Genomic DNA, 22,371 nt, shown 5'->3' with positions numbered 1-22,371 from the left:
AATCACCCCTCTTTACCCTTAGCCTGTTTTTGAAGCTGATACAACTGATTGATGGCATCCATCGGTGTCATTTCTAAAATATTAAGACTTGATAAGGTTTTTCGAATCTCATCATCTGAATGGGTTGTCTTTCGCTTAGCTTCTGATTTTGGCACCATTTCAAAAAAGGCCATCTGTTCCATTGCTGTCTCTTGCTTGTCCGTTTGTACGGCTGGTGCATCCACATTTTCCAATTGGTTCAAGATCACACTTGCCCGTTCAATCAGCGGACCCGGCAGGCCTGCTAACTGGGCTACATGGATACCATAGCTCTCATCGGCTGCCCCAGGATGAATTTGATGAAGAAAGACGACCTTACCGTCAATTTCTTCTGCCCGTACATGAATATTTTTTAGTGCCGGCAGATTCTCCTCGAGGCTAGTTAATTCATGATAGTGCGTAGAAAACAAGGTTTTTGCTTTAATATGGTCATGAATATATTCAATAATAGCTTGTGCCAATGCCATACCATCATAGGTGCTTGTCCCTCTGCCAATCTCGTCCAAAAGGATCAAACTGTCAGGTGTCGCATGCTGAATGGCATGATTTGCTTCCAGCATTTCGACCATAAAGGTACTTTGGCCAGACACAAGATCATCAGCCGCTCCGATTCTAGTAAAGATCTGATCAACGATAGCCAGTTGTGCTGATTTGGCTGGTACAAAGCAGCCAACTTGCGCCATAATAACAGTTAATGCAAGCTGACGCATATAGGTGCTCTTCCCAGACATGTTCGGACCAGTAATTAATAACAACTGTTTATCTGTAGTAAGTTCAAAACCATTTGGCACAAATTGCTCGTTCTTCATCACCTTTTCAACAACCGGGTGCCTGCTTTCTTCGATAGTAATGGATCGATCATCAGAAAAAACAGGCCGTACATAATGATTTTCCTCACTTACCGTCGCATAGCTTTGATAGACATCTATCTCACTAATGGTATCAGCCAGTTGTTGTAACGCAGGTATAAAGGATTTTATTTTTTCTCTTATTTCTAAAAATAATTGATATTCTAACTCCACACTCTTTTCTTCAGCTTCTAAAATAAGTGTTTCTTTTTCTTTTAATTCTTCCGTAATAAACCGTTCAGCATTGGTTAATGTTTGTTTGCGCTGATATCTTCCTTCCGGTATCAATGATAAATTGGCTCTGGTTACCTCAATATAATAACCAAACACTCGATTATATCCAATCTTTAATGATTTAATATTGGTTTCTGCCTTTTCTCTCTGTTCCAGTTCAGCAATCCATTGTTTTCCATTTCTTGACGCATCACGATAACGATCAAGTTCCTCGTGATAACCATCTTTCAATATATTGCCTTCAGTGATCGAGATCGGTGGTTCTTCGGCAATACTATCTTCTAACAATTGAAAGAGGTCAGGAAGCGGATCAATCGATTGAGCCAGCTGCTTAATGGCAGGGTGATCAAATGCTGTTAACTGTTCTTTAATCACCGGTACCTTGGTCAAGGAACGTTTTAATTGAATCAAGTCTCGGGCATTGACATTACCAAAGGATACTCGTCCTGATAAGCGTTCCATATCATAAATAGATTGCAAGGATTCCCGGATTTCTTCCCGCTCAAAGAATTGATCATTAAAACCTGTAACCAGATCCAAGCGTTCTTCCACAAGCGAACGAGTGAGTAATGGGCGTTCCAGCCATTTTTTTAATTTCCGTGCGCCCATGGCTGTTACCGTCCGATCCATCACCCATAAGAGACTGCCAAATTTCTCTTTACGCATGAGCGAACTAGTAATCTCTAAATTACGTTGTGAGTACATATCCAAGGTCATATGTTCTTTTAATTCAATTACCTTCGCTTGTTGCAAATGAGCGATAGCACGCTTCTGTGTATGGAAGACATATTGATATAACAATTGACAGGTATATCTTAATTCTGCTTCCGTCACTTCTGTTATCAGTTGATCGATTGCATCCACCTCTCGGATATCGATAGCAAAAGAAACGGTTACCTGCATTTTCTCTGTTAATTCGGTGATATATTGTTCTGCTAAATCATCCTTAACCACTACCTCTTTAATTGGGCGATTATACAATTCGCTTAGCAGGGCACTCCATCCTTTGGTAACTTCCATTACAAAAGTTTCACCTGTTGACATGTCCGTATAAGCAAGCGCAAAACAATGATGGTCTATCTGATGCACCATTGCCAAATAATTATTCTCTTTATCTTCCAGCATAGCCCCTTCCATCACTGTTCCAGGTGTTATTACTTGAACAACTTCTCGTTTTACCACACCCTTTGCTGTCTTCGGGTCTTCTACCTGTTCACAAATAGCTACCTTAAATCCTTTTTCTATTAAGGCTTTTATGTAATTTTCTGCAGAATGAAAAGGAACACCACACATTGGAATTCTATCATCACCGCCTCCATCACGGCTTGTCAAGGTGATCTCTAATTCTAGTGCCGCCTTTTTGGCGTCTTCAAAAAACATTTCATAGAAATCGCCTAGGCGAAAAAATAAAAAGCAATCCTGGTAATCTGCTTTTATTTTTAAATATTGCTGTATCATCGGTGTATAAGCCATTTATTTTTATCCCCCAACATTTTCTCAAGTCTTTTTTTATTATATCATAGAGAGTCTTTAGCGATAAATAATCCACTTTTTATTTTTTGATACTGAAGTTCCTCTGCCGCTAACTCCGACATTCACTGTATCATTTTTATTGGGCTTTTTGAACAACCTCTACTAGTGCAAAAAATAACAGTGTGAGAACGTCCCACACTGTCATAGTTATTCTTCTTCTTTATCATCCAAGAAATCAGGATCAAGTTCTTCTAATTCTTCATCAGAAATAGCTAAGTCCCAATCTTCTGTTTCACGCTCCTTACATTTCGGGTCTACTTTGACACAGACTTTTGTTTCGCCGATAACTTCTACTAGAAACTCTCTTTCTACGTCTACTTTTATTTTATTGCCTTTCTTATCAATTCTGCATTCTAAACAATTCGGCTGTTGAATTACCTTAGCAATTACATCACATTCTTCACCAAAGTGTTGTTTATCCCTAATCGTTAACGTTACTGTATCACAATATTCCATGCGCTCTGTAATGACTTCTGTTTTGGTATTATCATTATAAGCATACCAAATATTGGCGTCATAACTGCCGCGAATCTCGACGGTATCCTCTTTTGTCAATTTTGCATGGTAGTGATGATTAATGATCCAACAGCCTAAAATGCTAGACGGACGATGTGCTGGTGTAATAATATCTGTTTCTTGTCGAAATTTTCTGCCTTTGCCAATGACCGCTTTCGTAATAATTTCACGGTATTGCTGATCCAAAAAAGACATATACAAAATCCTCCCTCATAATTTCCCTTACATCTTATGCAAGTAATTCGCCTAGAGTGCCTCATCTGCAAATGCTGGCCCTAGTACCTGATATATCCTATGCACCTGCCTATAAAAGGTGTGCCAAGATAAAAATTTATTTCATAGGAAATCTTCATTTTGCATATCTTCAGCAAAAAAACACTCACATGCGAAACAAATAAAAGAAGGGAGGATAATCAATGGAGATTAAGAAGAGAAACTCAAGACTATGAGGAGCAGAGGCTGTTTCTGAAGCGACCTACACTATACCTTCAACTTAAGTATGAGACTGTCACCAGTAAAGACTCATACTAAGAAAAGGCAAGTAAACTCCGCGCGGGAGCCTAACTCGCCTTTGTCATTCCTATTAACCATTAAGAACAATGACTGCCATGTTTGCGCTGGGAGCCTGTTTCGCCAGCAAGTAAATCACCGCCAGTGGAACGGATCACTTCATTAGTGATTTCTCTGGCAATTGTATTGGTAACAAGTTGGAGCAGATCATTAATGACCACTTGTGATTCTTTAAATTCTTGTACAACCGGGACTTCATCAATCTCCGCTTGCAAACGGTCAATCTCCTGCTCTACTCGTTTTAAGGCCTCTTCTTTGCCATATGCTTGAAAATTAACGGCTTGTTTCTGCAGTGCCTTGATCTTTTTGATAGAACTTTGAACCTTATTATTCTCATTTAATTTCGCTTCTAGTTGTTTAAAACGGTCGATTTCTTCCATATTTGCCATCTTTTTTGCCAGACTATGGGCATGCTCCATTACTTCTGCTCTTGTATACTTTGCCATTTAGTTCACCTCAACTGTTGACTCGACTAATTCTCCATCAAGTGTCCATGTTTTTGCATGATTGATTTTTACATCTACAATTTTTCCAATAACTGATTTTGGCGCTTTGAAATTAACCAGTTTATTTTGTTCTGTATAACCAGAAAGGACATCCGGGTCTTTCTTACTTTCCCCTTCTACCAACACCTTAACGGTTTGTCCTTGATATTTCTTCATGGCTTCTGCAGATTGTTTATTGATTAAGGCGTTTAAACGCTGCAGACGTTCTTTCTTCACTTCCATCGGGATATTATCTTCCCAACGGGCAGCTGGTGTACCTTCTCTTGGTGAGTAAATAAACGTATAAGCACTCTCGAAGCCGACCTCTTCTACTAGTGTCATGGTTTCTTCAAACTGCTCATCTGTTTCATTCGGGAAGCCAACAATAATATCTGTTGTTAAGGTAGCATTTGGCATGGCTTCACGAATCTTACGCACAAGTTCTAGATAGTCTTCACGCGTATAGCGACGGGCCATAACACGTAATACGTCTGAACTTCCTGATTGTACCGGTAAATGAATATGATCTAGCAGGTTGCCGCCTTTTGCCAGTACCTCAATCAGGCGGTCATCAAAATCGCGCGGGTGAGAAGTCGTGAAACGCACTCGCGGAATATCAATTTTGCTGATTTCCTCCATTAGATCGCCCAAACCGTACTCAAATTCTAAATCTTTACCATAAGCATTGACATTCTGCCCCAACAAGGTAATCTCTTGATAACCTTGTGCTGCCAAATGACGTACTTCTTGAATCACATCTTCAGGCAGACGGCTGCGTTCCTTCCCTCTTGTATATGGGACAATACAGTACGTACAGAACTTGTCACAGCCATACATAATATTTACCCAAGCCTTGATTCTGCCGTTACGCACTTTAGGCAGATTCTCCATGATATCGCCTTCTTTGGACCATACCTCGACAACCATCTCTTTACTGAAGGCAGCTTCACTTACTAATTGAGGCAGGCGGTGGATATTATGGGTACCAAAAATCAAGTCAATAAATGGGTGTTTCTTCAAGATTCGATTGACAACCGCTTCTTCTTGAGACATACAGCCGCATACCCCGATAATCAGCTCTGGATTTTCCATCTTCAATGGCTTCAAATGTCCAATTTCACCAAACACTTTGTTTTCTGCATTTTCACGAATCGCACAAGTATTCAACAGAATAATATCAGCCTCTTGTGTTTCCTCAGTGGACTGATACCCCATTTGTGAGAGGATCCCTGCCATCACTTCTGTATCATGCTCATTCATTTGACAGCCATATGTACGAATCATAAATTTCTTACCTACACCAAATTGCTTCATTTCTTCCGGAATATCGAAATCATAATGGATATCTACATCTTTTTTAAGACGTTTTTTCGCTTTTCGCATATTTGGCGGTTCATATGTTGTCTGAAAATATCTCGAGATTAATTCATCACTGGACATTTCTTTTAGTCGATTTAAGTTATCGTTCCCATCGGATTTTACGTCCGCTGAACTCTTTTGATTAATTTGCTGACTCTCTAATCGTTGTTTTTCATTCATTGCAGTAAAAACTCCTTTCTTACTTTATACTGTAGCCTTGAAGCTATCATTGAGCTCATAATAACCACTTCATCTATTATAGTAGATATAACACATAAATACAAAACGATTTATTGTTCACATGGAAAAACACGCACAAAATTTTGCCAGCTGATTTGATTTAATTGCTTTTGCGATAAATGGGCAGACAAATACGCCAGGACATAGTTATAGTCCTCAATAGAAGTAACATGTTCGATAAATTGATCAGTACCGTCGAAATCTGAGCCAAATACAAGAGCTTCTTCCCCAGCTATCTGCAATAAATAACGAATATGGGCAAACAAATGTTGGATAGTCGCTTTCTCTTGCTCTGTTACAAACTCTTTAACAAAGGTTACCCCAATGAGTCCGCCTTTTGCCGCCACCGCTTCTACTTGCTGATCCGTTAGGTTTCTCTGATGGGGGCAAATCGAATAACTGTTGGCATGCGAAACAATTACATGGTCTGCTAATTCGAGTGCTTGATAAAAACCGGTTGTCGAAATATGAGAGAGATCCGTCCAAACCTTAGCTGTATTTAGCAGTACAATAACTTCCTTACCAAAACGACTTAAACCAGCCTTTCTTTCCTCTTCTATACCGTCTACTGCAATATTGGCATGGTTCCATGACAGCCCGACCATCTTTACCCCTAAATGCAATAAGATCCTCAGCTTATACAAATCGGCACCAATGCAGTCTAAGCCTTCCAGCGTCAAGACAGCCCCTTTTTGGGTATCCTTTAACTGCAAGAGATCTTGTCTGGTTTGAATAAAATGGACATTATGGTACGGTTTGATAATCTTCTCAAAGAAGATGTCAACCATTTGCAGTGCAGCAGCAAATTTGGCTTCCATTGGCACATCAGGGGGGATAAAGATAGCAAAACACTGAACCTGAACAGGGCTCTGTATCCATTTCGAGTAACTGACATCTAGCTGATCATCTTGCTCAAAATCAAGCTGATATTTCCACATTTTATAAAGCGCATCGCAATGACAGTCAATCATTTAACCAAACTCCTTTCACTGTCAGAAAATGAGCTTGCTATCAACAAGAGTTTCCTCCTCATAATCGATTGAAAATGATCAAATTTTTGGCATTCCTTCTATCAACAGATGGAAGCATGTGTGAAAGACTTTCTGATGGTTCGTTTCACAGCAAAAACAAATCTGTTGGATAGAATTCTTTTTTACACCAGGAAAGTATAAAAGTTTATGGATTATAGTATAAGTAAAAACTAAGGCTTTCTAATTGTGAAAAAAGCCTGTTTGTCCAAAACAAACAGGCTAACTTACGTTCCATTTATCTAGGTTCTACAATCAACTTAATCGCTGTACGTTCTTCACTATCAATCATAATGTCAGTAAAAGCCGGAATACAAACAAGATCAACTCCGCTTGGAGCAACGAACCCGCGCGCAATGGCCACTGCCTTCACTGCTTGGTTAAGTGCACCAGCACCTATAGCCTGAATCTCTGCCGAACCTCGTTCACGTAATACATTTGCAAGTGCGCCCGCTACAGAATTAGGGTTTGATTTTGCTGAAACTTTTAATACATCCATTTCTGCTACCTCCTTCAAATGCTAATGTCATTCCCCTTTTACTATATTCACAATAATGAAAGATATTACTTTAATTATGAAGGAATCACAAGAAAAATTCAAATTATTTGGGGGAGTAAAACGATTAGTGTGCGTTCAAAAAATCGATACGTCATTTTTATCGAGTTTCTTGAACAACCTCCATCAGGAGAAAAATGGATGATCCTCATTGATCTGAATTCTTTTCATTTCATTCGCCTTACCAGTAGTGGCGTCGATATCAATTAATACGGCACTCAGCTGTGCTCTGCCTGTCTTCGGAATCTCAAAGCGAACTGGCAAGCCTGTCAGAAACTTCTTAATAACTGCTTCTTTATCTGTTCCAAGGATCTCATCATATGGCCCTGTCATTCCGACATCGGTAATATAGGCAGTACCCTTAGGCAAAATTCGTTCATCTGCTGTTTGGACATGTGTGTGCGTTCCTACGACAGCACTTACTTTCCCATCATTATACCAGCCAAATGCCTGTTTTTCACTAGTAGCTTCGCCATGAAAATCAACAAAAATGATATTGGTCCGTTTCTTAGCCTCAGCTACTAAATCATCTATTTTGCGAAAAGGATCGTCTGCCGGCTGCATAAATGTCCTGGCTAATAAGTTAATAACGGCTATCTCCTTACCATTAGATTTGATATAAACGATATCATTACCTGGTGTGCCAGGAGGCAAGTTAGCTGGTCGTGCCATATAAGTGGCCTGATCAATAAATTGGAAGATATCACGCTTATCCCATGTATGGTTTCCCATCGTTAATGCTTGAACGCCCCATTCCAAAAAGTTTTTATATATTTTTTCGGTTATCCCTTTACCTGAAGCGGCATTCTCACCGTTCACTATCGTCACATGTGGCTGATGGGCTGCCTTTAATTTTGGCAGGTATTCGGCCACCATATCTCGGCCTGGTGATCCTACAACATCACCAATAAATAAAATTTTCATATCTGTTTCTACCTTTCCTTTTCAATTAATCATAGTTTTACATAGGATTAGAAAAATGTCAAAACATGTTTTTGCAGGAAAAACGCACAAAAAATAGAGAGACTATCAAAGCCTCTCTATTTTGCGTATTCAACAGAACGTGTTTCTCTTATTACAGTAATTTTAATATGTCCTGGATAATCCAAATCCTCTTCAATACGCTTGCGAATATCTCTAGCTACCTTGGTAGCTTCTGCGTCATCAATTTCATCTGGTTTGACAATAATCCTTACTTCTCGACCAGCCTGAATAGCGAATGATTTCTCCACACCTTTGAACGATTCGGCAATCTCTTCTAATTTCTCTAAACGCTTAATATAATTCTCTAACGTTTCACTTCTTGCCCCAGGACGCGCTGCGGACAGTGCATCAGCTGCAGCAACAATAACGGAAATAACAGATGTTGCCTCTTCATCTCCATGGTGAGACGCAATCGCATTAATCACGACAGGATTTTCCTTGTACTTGGTTGCTAATTCCTTACCGATCTCCACATGGCTGCCTTCTACTTCATGATCAATAGCTTTACCAATATCATGTAAGAGACCTGCACGTCTAGCAAGGTTTTGATCTTCACCGAGCTCAGCAGCTAATAAACCGGATAGGTAAGCGACTTCTGTAGAATGCTTTAACACATTCTGACCATAGCTTGTACGATATTTCAAACGACCTAAAATCTTAACCAGATCCGGGTGTAGACCATGAACACCTACTTCGAAAGTTGTTTGCTCTCCGTAATCTCGAATATGTTCATCCACTTCTCGTCTTGACTTATCTACCATTTCTTCGATCCTTGCCGGGTGAATTCGTCCGTCCTGCACTAATTTCTCCAGTGCTAATCGGGCAATTTCGCGACGGATTGGGTCAAAACCAGATAAGATAACAGCCTCTGGGGTATCATCGATAATTAAATCAATTCCCGTTAGTGTTTCAAGTGTTCGAATATTTCGACCCTCACGACCGATGATTCTACCTTTCATCTCATCGTTTGGTAGATTGACAACGGAAACAGTAGTTTCAGCTACATGATCTGCGGCACATCGCTGTAAAGCAAGAGACAGAATATTTTTAGCTTTCTTATCTGCTTCCTCTTTGGCGCGATTTTCCGCTTCTTTAATGAGCAATGCGGATTCATGGGTTACCTCTTCTTCTACACGTTGTAAAATAATTTGTTTTGCTTGGTCTGTTGTGTAGCCAGATATCCGTTCTAACTCTGCTTGTTGCTCGCCTAACATTGCTCCAACTTTGCTTTCCATTTCTTCAATTTGTTGTTGTTTGTCTGCTAACGAACTTTCTTTCTTTTCTAACATCAATTCACGCTTATCTAACGTTTGGTCTTTACGATTCAGGTTCTCTTCCTTCTGCATGAGTCGACTTTCAAGCTTCTGGATTTCGGCACGACGCTCTCTCAGCTCTTCTTCCGCACGCTGACGAATCTGGTAGTTCTCGTCTTTGGCTTCTAGTAAAGCTTCTTTCTTGGCCACATCGGCGTTCTTACGGCCTTCTTCCACTATCTGTTGAGCTAATGCTTCTGCACTCGAAATCTTTTTCTCAGCAATTGATTTCCGAATCAGATAACCAACAACAAAAGCGACAAATGCAAGCAAAATGGAGATGATAACTGCGATTGTATCCATTCGTTCACCTCCTCTTGCTATAAACTTGTACTACTTTTTTAAGTCGGTATACACAATCATAGACTTTAAAATAATTACATGTATAACTAATTTTGAAATTATACATGTTAATTTTAATCGTCTATGAGACGGATGTCAAGGAATGTAGAGTTATCTAATGAATAATCCATGGCCGTGTCAAAGACCATGGATTATTATCGATACATTTAGTCATCTAGCAAACTGTCTTGTAATTCTTCTTCTGATTCTGCTGCTGTATGATTGTCATCCTGAATGTTATAGTGCTCTCTGATGGCACGATAGATTTCTTCAGCAACAATTGGGTTTTCTTTCAGGAACTGTTTGGCATTTTCCCGGCCTTGTCCAAGACGCTCTTCATTGTAGGAATACCACGCCCCACTCTTTAACACGATGTCCAGATCAGAACCCATATCAAGGATCTCCCCTTCACGCGAGATACCTTCTCCATACATAATGTCCACTTCTGCTTGTTTAAAAGGAGGAGCGACTTTATTCTTTACAACTTTAATACGTGTCTTATTCCCTACCATATCATTGCCGATTTTCAGTGTTTCAGCACGTCTCACCTCTAAACGGACAGATGAGTAAAATTTTAACGCCCGGCCGCCTGGTGTGGTCTCAGGATTACCGAACATAACGCCCACTTTTTCACGGATTTGGTTAATAAAGATAGCCGTTGTTTTTGATTTATTAATCGCACCAGATAGTTTTCGCAATGCTTGTGACATTAAACGTGCTTGTAAACCGACATGAGAATCCCCCATATCTCCTTCAATCTCTGCCTTTGGCACAAGTGCAGCTACCGAGTCAATAACGAGCATATCGACCGCCCCGCTTCGCACGAGTGCTTCAGCAATTTCTAACGCCTGCTCACCAGTATCCGGCTGTGAAAGCAACAGCTCATCTACGTCTACACCTAACTTTCTGGCATATACCGGATCCAGCGCATGCTCTGCATCAATAAAAGCTGCCTGTCCCCCGTTTTTCTGTGCTTCTGCAATTGCATGTAATGACACAGTCGTCTTACCAGAAGACTCCGGTCCGTATATTTCGATAACACGCCCACGTGGATAACCGCCCACACCTAGTGCTACGTCCAATGCTATCGAACCGCTAGAGACGGTTGCCACTTTCTGTTCCGCCCGTTCCCCCAGCTTCATGATGGATCCCTTGCCGAATTGTTTTTCAATTTGTTTTAACGCCATATCTAAGGCCTGTTTTCTATCACTCAAAATGATTCCTCCTTCAATACTTGCTAATACTATCTTACAATCTTTTGCTTCGTTTCACAAGTAATAAATCGAATAAATGTTCCCTTTTTTTATTCGTTTTCCTTGATGAAAAGGATAATACCTACAAAGAAAAGCATTTTTCCCTTTAAATTATTACTGAGAAAAATGCTTTTCACTTATTCCCGACCTTTTTTTAAATATGCATGTAATAACTCGAAACCTTTTTTCACTGCCCGGCCGCGAACGGTTTGCCGATCTCCATGAAATTGAAAATCTCTTGTTTGACAGCCGGATTCATCAGCGATAGATATATAGACAGTACCAGCTCGTTTTCCTTCGATCGAGTCTGGTCCTGCCACACCAGTAAAACTGATGCCAAATGTTGATTGGAACGTACTGCGCACCGCTTGTGCCATTGCTTCAGCGCATTCTTTACTAACTGTTCCATATTTCTCAATCAGTGCTTCTGGAATGTCTAACACCGATTGCTTAGCTTGTGAGTGGTAAACAACAGCTGCTCCATTAAAAATAGAAGATGCTCCTGGGTTACCCACCACTGCCGCACCAAAGGCACCACCGGTAAGACTTTCGGCACTGGCTAATGTTGATTGTTTGGCCTGCAATTGCTGGAACACTTTGAGATCAATTGTTTCTTCATCATAACCATATAAAAATTGACCTACTTTCTCAGCAATGATGGCTTCTGTCTTATCGATCATCTGATCTGCTTCTTCTACTTGTGCTGCCTTAGCCGTCAAGCGCAAGGCTACCTCTCCCTCAGAAGCTAAAGGGGCAATCGTAGGATTGGATTGTGCGGCAATGATATCACGCAGTTCATGTTCCAGCTGTGACTCACCGATACCAATAAATCGCAGCATACGAGAACGGATAACCGTATTCAGATCAAAACGATCGGCCAAATAAGGAAGAATGCCTTCCAGCATGATCGCCTTCATTTCACGAGGCACCCCAGGCATAAATATCCAAATGGTGCCCTCATGTTCTACAATAATGCCTGGCGCTATACCTACAGAGTTATCAATTACCTTAGCTCCTTTTAGTATATGAGCCTGTTTTCGATTATTTGGCGTCATGTCACGCTTGTTTTTGGTAAAAAAGGATTCGATTTTCTCAATCGTTTGCTGATCTTCCACAATCTCCAAACCTGAAATATGCTGAAAGGCTTCTCTCGTTAAATCATCATCTGTCGGCCCTAAACCACCTGTAATCAAGACAATATCTGATCTCCGGCCAGCCTGCTGAAAAACACCGGCTAAACGGTCAAAATTATCACCGACAACCGAATGATAATAGACAGAAATCCCTTTATCCGCTAAGTGTTGTGAAATCCAGGCAGCATTGGTGTTAACGATTTGTCCCAACAAAAGTTCTGTTCCTACTGATACTAATTCTGCTTTGATTTCTGTCATTACTTAGACTCCCCCATCACATGCCAATTTTTTACAAAATATTCTATACCGGAAACCACGGTCATGATTAATGCTGCATACAACAAGATTTGATCCATTGGAACACTTCCGAAAGGCACATTATGTAAAAACAAAACAATAATTGCCACGATTTGTAAAACGGTTTTTAGCTTGCCTAATTTGCCAGCAGCTAATACGGTACCTTCTCCGGCTGCCACCAGACGTAATCCGGTTACTGCAAATTCACGGCTGATAATAATGATAATCACCCATGCAGGTGCCATATCAAGTGCAATTAATAAGATAAATGCAGCTGATACCAATAATTTATCGGCCATTGGATCTAAAAATTTGCCCAAATTAGTTATTAAATGATATTTTCTGGCATAATAACCATCTAACCAATCTGTTGCAGAAGCTACCGCAAAAATAAGTAAAGCAACAACATGTGTAACCGGAATGTCTTGTCCTTGTACATGCCAAACTCCCCAATCAAAGGGATAGGATAGAACAAAAATAAATATTGGAATCAACATGATTCGAGAAATCGTAATGCGGTTAGGTATATTCATCATGCAGCTATCACTCCTTTAAGCATGTAACGAGCTGACTAAACAGTCAGCTCATAACATGTGATCGTATCGTTATTCTTTTTCAATACTGATCCAAGCCTCCTGAATTTGTGAAGCTTGAATATCATCAGGCAATTGAATCTCCTGCCCATTAATTTCAATGGTAATGTTTTGCGGCTCACCGAAACGAAGGTACAGTTCATTCAGATCGGAAATATCCAATTCGAACGGACTTGTTCCCTCAGTAAGCACATCAGCATAGAAGCTGTTTCCACCTTCTGCATCTTCCACTTGAAGCCAGTTTTGGTTAGAAGATTGAATGGTTAATTCAACCTGTTCCTCATTTGTTGTTAACTGGTAGGTAGCTTGATTGTTTTCATAGTTATCTAGAGATATCTCTGTACTAGGTTCTTGTTCTTCCTCTTCTGCTGTCTCCTCTTCCTCTTCATTACCTTCATCATCTGCAGGAGCTTCTTCTTGACCTTCACCATCCCCATTTTCATCTTGAGAAGGGTTCATCACCACAGATTCTCCAGCTGAATTATTGTTATCGACTGGATTTGTATTAGAATCATCCCCAGAGAAAAAGCCTTGTTTAAACAGCCAAACGAGGACAACTATACCAATAATCAATAAAACAACAATAACCGTCGGCATAAAGGAAAAAACAACTGGTGTTTTGGTCGATGTAGTATTTTTACTTGTATTAACACGTGATAACTGAACCTGTTCCTCATTCTGATCGAATGGTAAATCATTACGATATTCTTCCATTAATTCATCTGGATTCAGCCCAAGAACCGTTGCATATTCTTTAATAAATGCCCGCACGTAGAAAGAACCTGGCATTACTTCAAACTTCTCTTCTTCAATCGCTTTTAGATAGCGTACTTGTATTTTCGTCGCTTTCTGTACTTCTTCTAGTGACATTTTCTTCTGTTCTCGTTCTTGTTTCAGTCTTTCTCCAATCGCCATAAAAAAAACACCATCCATCACTCTATAATCTATACTATTTAAGACGTTTATTTTATCATAATCGTTTCATTTTTTACAATTATATATACCCTATATCATATCTTAAATTATTTCGATTGAAAAGTGTAAATACGAGGAATTTTGACAAGAATAGCAAATAACCTTATAACTCACACTAAAAATGCGTTTTATAAGGTCAGAGATTTCAAGTGTTTTTTTGAAATGAATATTTCACAAGTGTGAACCGTCCGTTGGCTCCCTTGCCTTGAACTTACAGTACAAAACCAGGAAAGGGTAACGGACGTTAACACCTTGGTAAGTCTTGCTGCGTTTCAGCGGGATATGAAGAATTCTCACCTGCAGGCCGCTCAGACTTGGCAGACTGCCAAGCCTTTATATCCTGCCGGTGCTGTCTGGAAAGTCCCTTGCAGCCAGGTCTGTATGTGCACTGACATTCTATCAGGCAAAGTGTTAGATTATTTTCCTTGGTCTTGTACAAGCTTTACCATGATATTAGCTATCGCGTGCTGTTCTTTCTCGTCTGCTGCATTCCATAAGTCGCGCAAGATCTGTTCTTGTTCATTTTCTGCTTGAACTTCGGTCGATAAGTAATTACCAATGTCGAAAGCAAGTTCAGAAATGGCTTTATTACTCATCCCTTGATCTTTTGCCTCGTGCAGACGATCACCTAAAAAATCTTTCCATGATTCGAAATTATCCATTACAGACATGATTATACCTCCTCTTATCAACATACATCTTTAGTTTGAGGTATTTACGATAAATTATGCATGCAAATGGAAAATCGATTTCTCTACCAGCCACCGTCGACCTTGATTAATTCTCCTTGGATATAACGTGTCTGTTCTTCACACAGAAAACATACCGCTCTTGCTACATCTTCTGGCAAACCAATACGTTGCAAGGCGATCTCTTCAATTAATGCGTCTCTCTCTTGTTGATCAAGGTGTTGATTCATCTTGGTATCAATTAAACCAGGACTGACGCCATTCACATAGATTTGACTTGGGCCTAACTCCTTTGCTAATGCCTTCACAAAGGTATTCTGCGCCCCCTTGACCGTAGAATACGCTACCTCACAACTCGCTCCTACCTCACCCCAAATCGAAGAAATGACGACAATACGGCCAGACTGCTGCCGGATCATACTGGGAATCAAGTGCTGGGTGATTCTCCATGGAGCCTTGATATGAAGATGTAATAACTCATCCATTTGTTGATCTGGCATATCCTGAAACAGACCCACAACCGATTGGCCGCTGGTATGAATATAGTAATCGATATCAGGAGGACAGACTGATAAAAACTGCTGCAAACCTTCCGGTGTAGACAAATCGGCCTGTATAACCTGCAAGCATTGATCTGCAGGAATTTGTTTGGTTAGCCGATCCATGTCTGTTTGATTCTTATGATAATGTAAAACCAAGGAGTGGCCGGCTTTCGCCAAGTCTTTGGCTATCGCCTGACCAATTTCTCCGCTCGCTCCTGTAATTAAAATCTTCTTCTCCATTATCGTTCCGTTTCTTCCCCTTTTACCATACAGACAGATAATTGGTCTTCTGTAATCCAACTGTCCAGAAATGCAGTGACATCATCATAAGTTAATTCTTCCAGCCACGTAATGCTATCAAAGAAATCAATATTTAATAATTGGTAATGGCTATATTGATTAGCTATAAACTCCAACGAATTCATAGCACGCAGCAACTGGCCTATTTTTTTGCGTTTAATTCGTTCGAAATGTTCAGCAGTTAAAGAGTCTGCAGACAGGTCTAGTAATTCCTGCTTAATCAATGATGCCAATTTCTCTGGCTCTTTCGTGTTACCTCCTACAATACAAAAACCAAAATTACGGTCTAAATGATTTTCGCTGCTAAAGGATTGATCAATAAGCCCTGTCTCATATAAACGTTCATAGGCAACCCCGCTGCGCGAAAATAAGTGATCAAGGATAATGTCTGTCAGCCATTCTTTCCGCATAAATTGCTCTGGCTCCTCAGGAATTTCCAGTTCTTTGATTCCAACCAATGCCTTAGGAACAGATACCGGCATCTTCACTGTAACTTCTTTATCTGCCACAGTTTGCGGCTCCTCAGGGAAGTTTCGCTCGATGTCACTTGGCGGCGCAAATTCTTTACCAGCTTGGTTTTCCTTAATTAAGGCCATGATTTCGTCCGCATCCACATTTCCTGCAATAAACAACACCATATTACTAGGATGATAAAAGGTGTGATAACACGTATAGAGATCATCTTTGGTAATCTCTTGGATCGACTCCACGGTTCCTGCGATGTCAATTTGTACCGGGTGATGATGATACAAGCTTTTGATCGTTCCAAAAAAAGCACGCCAATCCGGCTGATCATCATACATTTTAATTTCCTGAGTAATGATACCTTTTTCTTTTTCCACAGATGCTTCTGAGAAATAAGGATCCTGCACAAAGTCAATTAATGTAGTCAAATTTTCGTTGATTTTGGAAGTTGCTGAAAATAAATAGGCCGTCTTTGTAAAGGACGTAAAGGCATTTGCAGAAGCGCCCGCCTTTGAGAAATCTTGAAATACATCCCTGTCTTCTTTTTCAAATAATTTATGTTCTAGAAAATGGGCGATACCGTCTGGCACGGTTTCTGTCTCGCTTTTGCCTAATGGAACAAAACTCTGGTCAATTGACCCATAGTTTGTCGTAAATATCGCATAGGTTTTGGCCATTTCTTGCTTAGGCAGGACATATACACGCAACCCATTATCTAAGGTCTCCGAATAAATATGTTCTTCAATCTGTTGATAATGCTTATGCTTCATCAGCTTTTGCCTCCTTACTAGTCAGTAGATAGGTGGTGTCCAGTTGTACTTGATTGGCAACTTCTATTACCTGTTCTCGAGTGACATGTTGTACGTTTTCTAGTAATTGTTCTGGAGACAATGTCGATTGCGCCAATACCCGCTGATAGTGCAGTTCAATCATCCCTTGCGGACTATCCAATGTCTCACGAAGTTGATTAATGGTCATTTCAATTGTTTCATGCAGTGCATCATCGGTGAAATTCCCTTGCCGCATATCTTCCATTTGTTCTAGGATAATGTCTTTCGCCCGTTGGTATTGCCCTGGAGCAATACCGCTAAACACAAACATCAAACCTTTATGGCTTTCAATTCGAGACGCTGCATAATAAGCCAGACTGTTCTTTTCCCGGACGTTTAAAAACAATTTAGAACTTGGAAAACCTCCAAATAAACCATTAAAAACGTGTAATGCCGGATACTCTGCATCATTATAAGTGATATTGGTACGATAGCCGAAATGTAATTTAGCTTGACTAATATCATCATATTCCACAATGGTTTGCTGTTCCTCTACTGTGTTTAAGGTCGTATTTGTAATAGCAGCCTGCTGACGAGGGATGACCAATTCCTCCACTTTCCCCTCTACAGCCAATTCTTCAATATCTCCTAAGACAAACATATCTAAATGATCTTCTGTCAGTATTTCTTGAAAATATTGATACAGGTCTTCAGGAGAAATAGCAGACAAGTCCTCTTCATAGCCGGTAACACGTAAATGGTAAGCTTCATCCTTACACATTTCTTCAATCATACGAGTATTAGCCAAGGTCATCTTATCTTCTTTTAATGCCTCGATTTTACTTTGAAGTGTGGCTTTCTCCCGTTCGACAATTTTCGGATCAAACCCTTGACCTTCTAATTTAGGCTGGTATAATAACTCTTTTAAGAAGTGAATTCCTTTATCTAAGAGGTTCTGTTCACCAGCAATATACTGTTCATTTGCCAGTTCTAATCGAACCGTAAGAATATGATGCTCCCCTTTCTTACTGGTGTCAACCGCTAACACCGTTCCATACAATTCATCCAGTCGCTGGCGGAGTTTCGTTGCCGTTGGCAGATTTGCAGTTCCCTGTTGTAATACATATGGGAGTAATGCCCGTTTCGTTACATTCTCACGTGTTAACTTAGTCGTAAACTTCATGGACAGATGGATTGTCTTAAACTTCTTCGTATGTAGAAGGTGTAAATCAAACCCATTTTTAGGTATTACTTTTTCTAGTGTATCCACAGTCACTTGGCTCCTTTTAATCAATTATTTTTGTGTCTTCATTTATTCTATCAAATAAGGCCAAAAATTATGCTTCTAGAGGATGTTCAAAAAATCTCATGAAAATGATGCCGTGAATAATGGAGTGAACTTGCTTTTCTTGCTCTTTTTCAACGGATTTTTTTGAACACGCACTTCTCCTGATTGCCAGCCTCTTATCATTGTAAAATAATTGCTAAGAAAAACCAAGAAAAGCACTTTATGCTTGTGGCGATTTTTGTCCATTTTTCAATGTAGTTAACGGTTACATCATGGCGAGAAGAATGGAATATAATGAGTTTTCTTTTATTTTCAAAAAAACGCTAACAGCTCCTGCCATAAAATGTTGGTATGTTCACACATGAGAATAGCCATACTCATTTAACAAGAATAAGTAAGGATGGGATAGCCTTGCTGTCTGGATAAAAGGCGGCTTATGGGGGCTTGAAAAGATAAGATAAAGCTGGCATCTTTGCAAAAGCCCACTCCTTAAAGCCTAAACAGCTAAGATATAATCTCAGCATTTGATCAAAAGCCCACTCTTTGGAACTTGAAGAGATCAAGTAGCCATAGTGGGGTCAACAGAAATGGATTACTTGACGTCACCTCTTTTCAACCATTTGAAAAGAATAAGTCATGCACCTAAAAAGAGGAACTGTCGCACCATGTAGTTTCCATTATGCAACATCCCCTTTTATTTAATTGTAGCCAACTGTAGACAACGAAATGATCAATCAAATCATTTATAATCAAAACTCCTCAAAAATAGAATAGGAATGAAGTGACTACAGCTGCAGTTTAAAACCGATTCTAGATTCCTTGTGTGATTGAGAAAGAAAGCATTTAATCAAAATATATGGGATAAAGATCCAATAATAGAAACAGAACAACTCGTATTGTCATAGATAATAATGTCTGTTAAACATATTAATTTTAAACACACACTTTCAAAAGCTTCTACTTTTCCCCTATGAACCATGGGCAGCAGGGATTTCCCCTCGAATAACCGGAAGTAAAGTAATCAAACCGATAACTGCCAGAACAACCCCGACCCATAAAGGAGAAGTAAGTCCAAAGCCAGCGTCAATCGTTATACCACCAACAGACGAACCAATCATCAGACCGAGATTAATCATCGAGTTATTTACCGTGGCTACGAGTGTTCCTGTATTAGAAACGGTAAGCACACGTTTCGCCATCGCTGGATTCAAGGACACGCCAACTAAACCAATGATAATAACTGCGACAACAGCGATGACTGGAATTGCGGCAAAGAAGCCAAATAGAATTAAGGCAGCTGTCAGGATAAAAAGCCCAACCATCATGGTAGGCATCATATGCAAGTCTGCTAACCTGCCGACCGCAATATTACCAATAACAGTTGCTACACCATAGATTCCCAAAATAAATGGAACAACCCCTGGGCTAAATCCTGTAACAGTAGTCAGGATCGGTGTAAAATAGCTAAATGCGGCAAAGGTAGCACCGATAATAAATACATTTGTTGTATAGGCAGCCCATAAACGGTAGTTTTTAAAGGAACTAAGTTCTTTTTTGACACTAACAGTTCCTTTTTCTTGTGATTCAAGAGCGGGAATAAGAAATTGCACCAATATGGCTGCTATAAATACCAAAACAACAACAGCCCAAAAACTGGCACGCCAGCCTAGATACAAATTAAACACCATAGCAAACGGTACTCCGGCTGCTGTTGCGATCATTAAACCGCCTAATACAACGGAAGCCGCACGTGCTCGTGAATGAGCGGGAACGAGTTGATAGGCAAGTGATATGGCTGTTCCAAATGTTGCCGAAGAAGCAATCCCCTGTATCACACGTGCTGCTATCATCACTTCATAATTAGGGGAGATCGCTGCAATGGTTTGTCCAATCAGAAATACAAATGTTAAAGCCGTTAATCCTTTCTTTAGTGGAACCTTTAGTAAAGCGATGGTTAGGATTGGTCCACCTACAATCATTCCTACTGCATAAGCTGAAATAAGGTAGCCAATCGCTGCAATAGATACGCCAAACTCTTCTGACAGGGAAGGCATAATTCCCGCTACCATAAATTCTGATGTTGTTTGTGAAAAAATAAGAAAACCTAGTATAAAGACTACAAAAGGCAATTGTGTTCACTCCAAATTCATTTTTTATTTACGAAACAGTTTACAAATAAGCATTATATTGTAATGTTTGGTACAAAAAATTGTTTTATTTATCTGCAATGATTTCTTCCAGATTACTGATATCAACCTGAATTGCTTTTCCTTGCTGTCCAAGAGCACGTATTTCTGACAATGCCCCTGCTCTTCTTCTGCAGTATGAACATAAGCGAAGGCCAAGGCCGCTCCCCGGTGTCCCGACCTCCACCAGCAACAAGTGCCCCTATATTTTTTAACATTGATGTCATTGATGTCCCCTCCCCTGATTACTAATTATGGTGGGCAGGATGCAACTTGAAAAGTAGATATATTTTTCATACTTAGTATGGTAAAAGGTACAAATGAAGTCCTGTCTAATGTACAGCTTTTATATTTTTTTAATTATCCAGAAAATTGCTGTAAGGCTGATTTATTATCATTCTTCTTTTTCTCTGGTATGATTAACATACTTAGTATGAAATAGTGACTATTAGCATTTACTATAAAGGAGGAAGATTCTTTTGGACGATCTATCAAAATACGGAATTGTTTCCGCACTTCAAGCAATTGGTGGAAAATGGAAACCTCACATACTATTTATCCTTTTAGAAAAAGGAACAAAGCGCTTTGGTGAATTAAGACGTTTAATGCCTGAAATAACGCAGGGAATGCTAACACAGCAACTTAGAGAATTAGAAAAAGACGGACTGGTCACCCGAGTTGTTTATCAGGAAATTCCGCCAAGGGTAGAATATTCTTTATCAACACATGGAAAATCATTGGAACATATTTTAAGAGAAATGTGTGCATGGGGGTTTACTCATGAGGAATTTAAAAAAATGGATAAATATGCTTCAGAAAATGGATGAATAACAACGACAACCAGTCCTTGAAATCAGAATTGGGCGCATTTAAAAATCCACAAATTATGCTTGTTTTACTCATTACTATTTTTGGATATGGAGGTGTATTTGCTTCCTACACATATATTGTGCCACAGACGGAAATTTTTGCTGGATTTCCGGTAGAGGCTATTACGACCTTTTTTATTTATATTTGGGATCGGGTCCTTTTTAGGAACCCTTGCAGCGGGGAAGCATGCTAATCGTTCACTAATGCCGACATTAATGATTACCTTAGTACTGTTAACAATCATTTTGACATTATTCACTTGGACCGTTCATGATAAACCACTGGCCTCCATCATTGTTTTTCTATTCGGTTTTACCGCTTTTGCAACCGTGCCGTTATTACAAACAAAAATTGTCCAAACCGCCAAAGAAGGTTCTACGCTTGCCGCAGCCGTCAATATCTCTGCATTTAATTTAGCGAATGCTGTTGGAGCATACCTAGGCGGAGAAACGATACGTGCATGCTTTAACATGGCATCTGTAAATCTAACAGGTGCTGTTATTACAGCGATAAGGGTGTTCTTTTCGATTGTTTTATTGGTTTATGGGCGAAGAAATTGAGAATAAGATACATATAATTCTGATTAAAACGGTGGATCAACTTTCCTTTATAAGGCAATCGAAGCAATAAGAAGGTTTACATCCATACTTACATCCTTATTTGATCATTAAATGCTATTAGGTCTTTACTTTTTGTAAGAAACACATACTGATCTACTTTTTTCATGATCAGAATCTTAAAACTTTAATAGTTTCATAATTTTACACGTCTTGAACACTACTCATGCTGATGCTTTAGGATATACAGTTTTTGATATGTACCAAGGTTGTCAAGTGTGTAAGTCAAAAATAAATAGCAACTTAAGCAGGGGATTATTGAAATTTTTTAGAGGTTAGGGTCTGATCCGAGTAATGTTTAATAAGAGGGGCACCCCGATATTTATTATACTAAATCATGCACATT

The 22,371-nt window shown here is 39.7% G+C and carries 20 protein-coding genes; 2 read left to right on the top strand and 18 right to left on the bottom strand.

Features of this window, described 5'->3' with window-relative positions:
* Positions 1-2 precede the first annotated feature (2 nt).
* The 18 genes from mutS to JOD18_RS08150 all read right to left on the bottom strand — a co-directional run bounded on the left by mutS (position 3) and on the right by JOD18_RS08150 (position 20,725).
* Positions 3-2,594 carry a DNA mismatch repair protein MutS gene (mutS, locus tag JOD18_RS08235; protein WP_204668476.1) on the bottom strand — a complete coding sequence of 864 codons (2,592 nt, stop codon included), beginning with the start codon at positions 2,592-2,594 and terminating at the stop codon, positions 3-5.
* A gap of 207 nt (positions 2,595-2,801) precedes the next feature.
* Positions 2,802-3,365, bottom strand: a complete 564-nt coding sequence (locus tag JOD18_RS08230) for an outer spore coat protein CotE (RefSeq protein ID WP_204668475.1) — start codon at positions 3,363-3,365, stop codon at positions 2,802-2,804.
* Between the two features lie 395 nt (positions 3,366-3,760).
* Entirely contained in the window at positions 3,761-4,186 is a 426-nt protein-coding gene (locus tag JOD18_RS08225; RefSeq protein ID WP_204668474.1) for a YlbF/YmcA family competence regulator, read from the bottom strand.
* Positions 4,187-5,764: a tRNA (N6-isopentenyl adenosine(37)-C2)-methylthiotransferase MiaB gene (gene miaB / locus JOD18_RS08220; protein WP_204668473.1), complete on the bottom strand. Its 1,578-nt coding sequence runs from the start codon at positions 5,762-5,764 to the stop codon at positions 4,187-4,189. It lies immediately after the preceding gene.
* 110 nt (positions 5,765-5,874) lie between these two features.
* Positions 5,875-6,795, bottom strand: a complete 921-nt coding sequence (locus JOD18_RS08215; RefSeq protein WP_204668472.1) for a dipeptidase — start codon at positions 6,793-6,795, stop codon at positions 5,875-5,877.
* A gap of 295 nt (positions 6,796-7,090) precedes the next feature.
* A complete protein-coding gene (locus JOD18_RS08210; RefSeq protein ID WP_204668471.1) occupies positions 7,091-7,351 on the bottom strand; it encodes a stage V sporulation protein S in 261 nt (86 codons plus the stop codon).
* A 183-nt stretch (positions 7,352-7,534) separates the two neighbouring features.
* Positions 7,535-8,332, bottom strand: coding sequence for a TIGR00282 family metallophosphoesterase (locus tag JOD18_RS08205; RefSeq protein ID WP_204668470.1), 798 nt, complete (start codon positions 8,330-8,332; stop codon positions 7,535-7,537).
* A gap of 116 nt (positions 8,333-8,448) precedes the next feature.
* Positions 8,449-10,008, bottom strand: coding sequence for a ribonuclease Y (rny, locus tag JOD18_RS08200; protein WP_204668469.1), 1,560 nt, complete (start codon positions 10,006-10,008; stop codon positions 8,449-8,451).
* Positions 10,009-10,214: 206 nt separating this feature from the next.
* Positions 10,215-11,261, bottom strand: a complete 1,047-nt coding sequence (gene recA, locus JOD18_RS08195; RefSeq protein WP_204668468.1) for a recombinase RecA — start codon at positions 11,259-11,261, stop codon at positions 10,215-10,217.
* A gap of 176 nt (positions 11,262-11,437) precedes the next feature.
* Positions 11,438-12,691, bottom strand: coding sequence for a competence/damage-inducible protein A (locus JOD18_RS08190; RefSeq protein WP_204668467.1), 1,254 nt, complete (start codon positions 12,689-12,691; stop codon positions 11,438-11,440).
* Positions 12,691-13,263, bottom strand: a complete 573-nt coding sequence (pgsA, locus tag JOD18_RS08185; protein WP_204668556.1) for a CDP-diacylglycerol--glycerol-3-phosphate 3-phosphatidyltransferase — start codon at positions 13,261-13,263, stop codon at positions 12,691-12,693. The genes JOD18_RS08190 and pgsA overlap by 1 nt, the downstream gene beginning before the upstream one ends.
* Before the next feature lie 72 nt (positions 13,264-13,335).
* Complete coding sequence (locus JOD18_RS08180; protein WP_204668466.1) at positions 13,336-14,238, bottom strand: helix-turn-helix domain-containing protein; 903 nt, start codon at positions 14,236-14,238, stop codon at positions 13,336-13,338.
* A gap of 476 nt (positions 14,239-14,714) precedes the next feature.
* Complete coding sequence (locus JOD18_RS08175; protein ID WP_204668465.1) at positions 14,715-14,969, bottom strand: DUF3243 domain-containing protein; 255 nt, start codon at positions 14,967-14,969, stop codon at positions 14,715-14,717.
* Between the two features lie 83 nt (positions 14,970-15,052).
* A complete protein-coding gene (ymfI, locus tag JOD18_RS08170; RefSeq protein ID WP_204668464.1) occupies positions 15,053-15,769 on the bottom strand; it encodes an elongation factor P 5-aminopentanone reductase in 717 nt (238 codons plus the stop codon).
* The gene (gene yfmH, locus JOD18_RS08165; RefSeq protein WP_204668463.1) at positions 15,769-17,064 is read right to left on the bottom strand and encodes an EF-P 5-aminopentanol modification-associated protein YfmH; all 1,296 of its coding nucleotides are present in this window, start codon (positions 17,062-17,064) and stop codon (positions 15,769-15,771) included. The genes ymfI and yfmH overlap by 1 nt, the downstream gene beginning before the upstream one ends.
* The gene (gene yfmF, locus JOD18_RS08160; RefSeq protein WP_338029508.1) at positions 17,054-18,334 is read right to left on the bottom strand and encodes an EF-P 5-aminopentanol modification-associated protein YfmF; all 1,281 of its coding nucleotides are present in this window, start codon (positions 18,332-18,334) and stop codon (positions 17,054-17,056) included. The genes yfmH and yfmF overlap by 11 nt, the downstream gene beginning before the upstream one ends.
* A 986-nt stretch (positions 18,335-19,320) precedes the next feature.
* Positions 19,321-20,481 carry an MFS transporter gene (locus JOD18_RS08155; protein WP_204668462.1) on the bottom strand — a complete coding sequence of 387 codons (1,161 nt, stop codon included), beginning with the start codon at positions 20,479-20,481 and terminating at the stop codon, positions 19,321-19,323.
* An 85-nt stretch (positions 20,482-20,566) separates the two neighbouring features.
* Positions 20,567-20,725, bottom strand: coding sequence for a hypothetical protein (locus JOD18_RS08150; RefSeq protein ID WP_204668461.1), 159 nt, complete (start codon positions 20,723-20,725; stop codon positions 20,567-20,569).
* A 292-nt stretch (positions 20,726-21,017) separates the two neighbouring features.
* On the opposite strand from JOD18_RS08150, the gene JOD18_RS08145 reads away from it, so the two are divergent.
* Positions 21,018-21,365 (top strand): winged helix-turn-helix transcriptional regulator, encoded by a 348-nt coding sequence (locus JOD18_RS08145; protein WP_204668460.1) that lies wholly within the window; start codon positions 21,018-21,020, stop codon positions 21,363-21,365.
* Positions 21,366-21,611: 246 nt separating this feature from the next.
* The gene (locus JOD18_RS08140; RefSeq protein ID WP_204668459.1) at positions 21,612-21,968 is read left to right on the top strand and encodes an MFS transporter; all 357 of its coding nucleotides are present in this window, start codon (positions 21,612-21,614) and stop codon (positions 21,966-21,968) included.
* Positions 21,969-22,371 lie beyond the last annotated feature (403 nt).

Origin of the sequence: Gracilibacillus alcaliphilus (assembly GCF_016909015.1) — a bacterium.
GTDB lineage: Bacteria > Bacillota > Bacilli > Bacillales > Amphibacillaceae > Gracilibacillus > Gracilibacillus alcaliphilus.
This window is presented reverse-complemented; position numbering and strand designations above follow the sequence as displayed.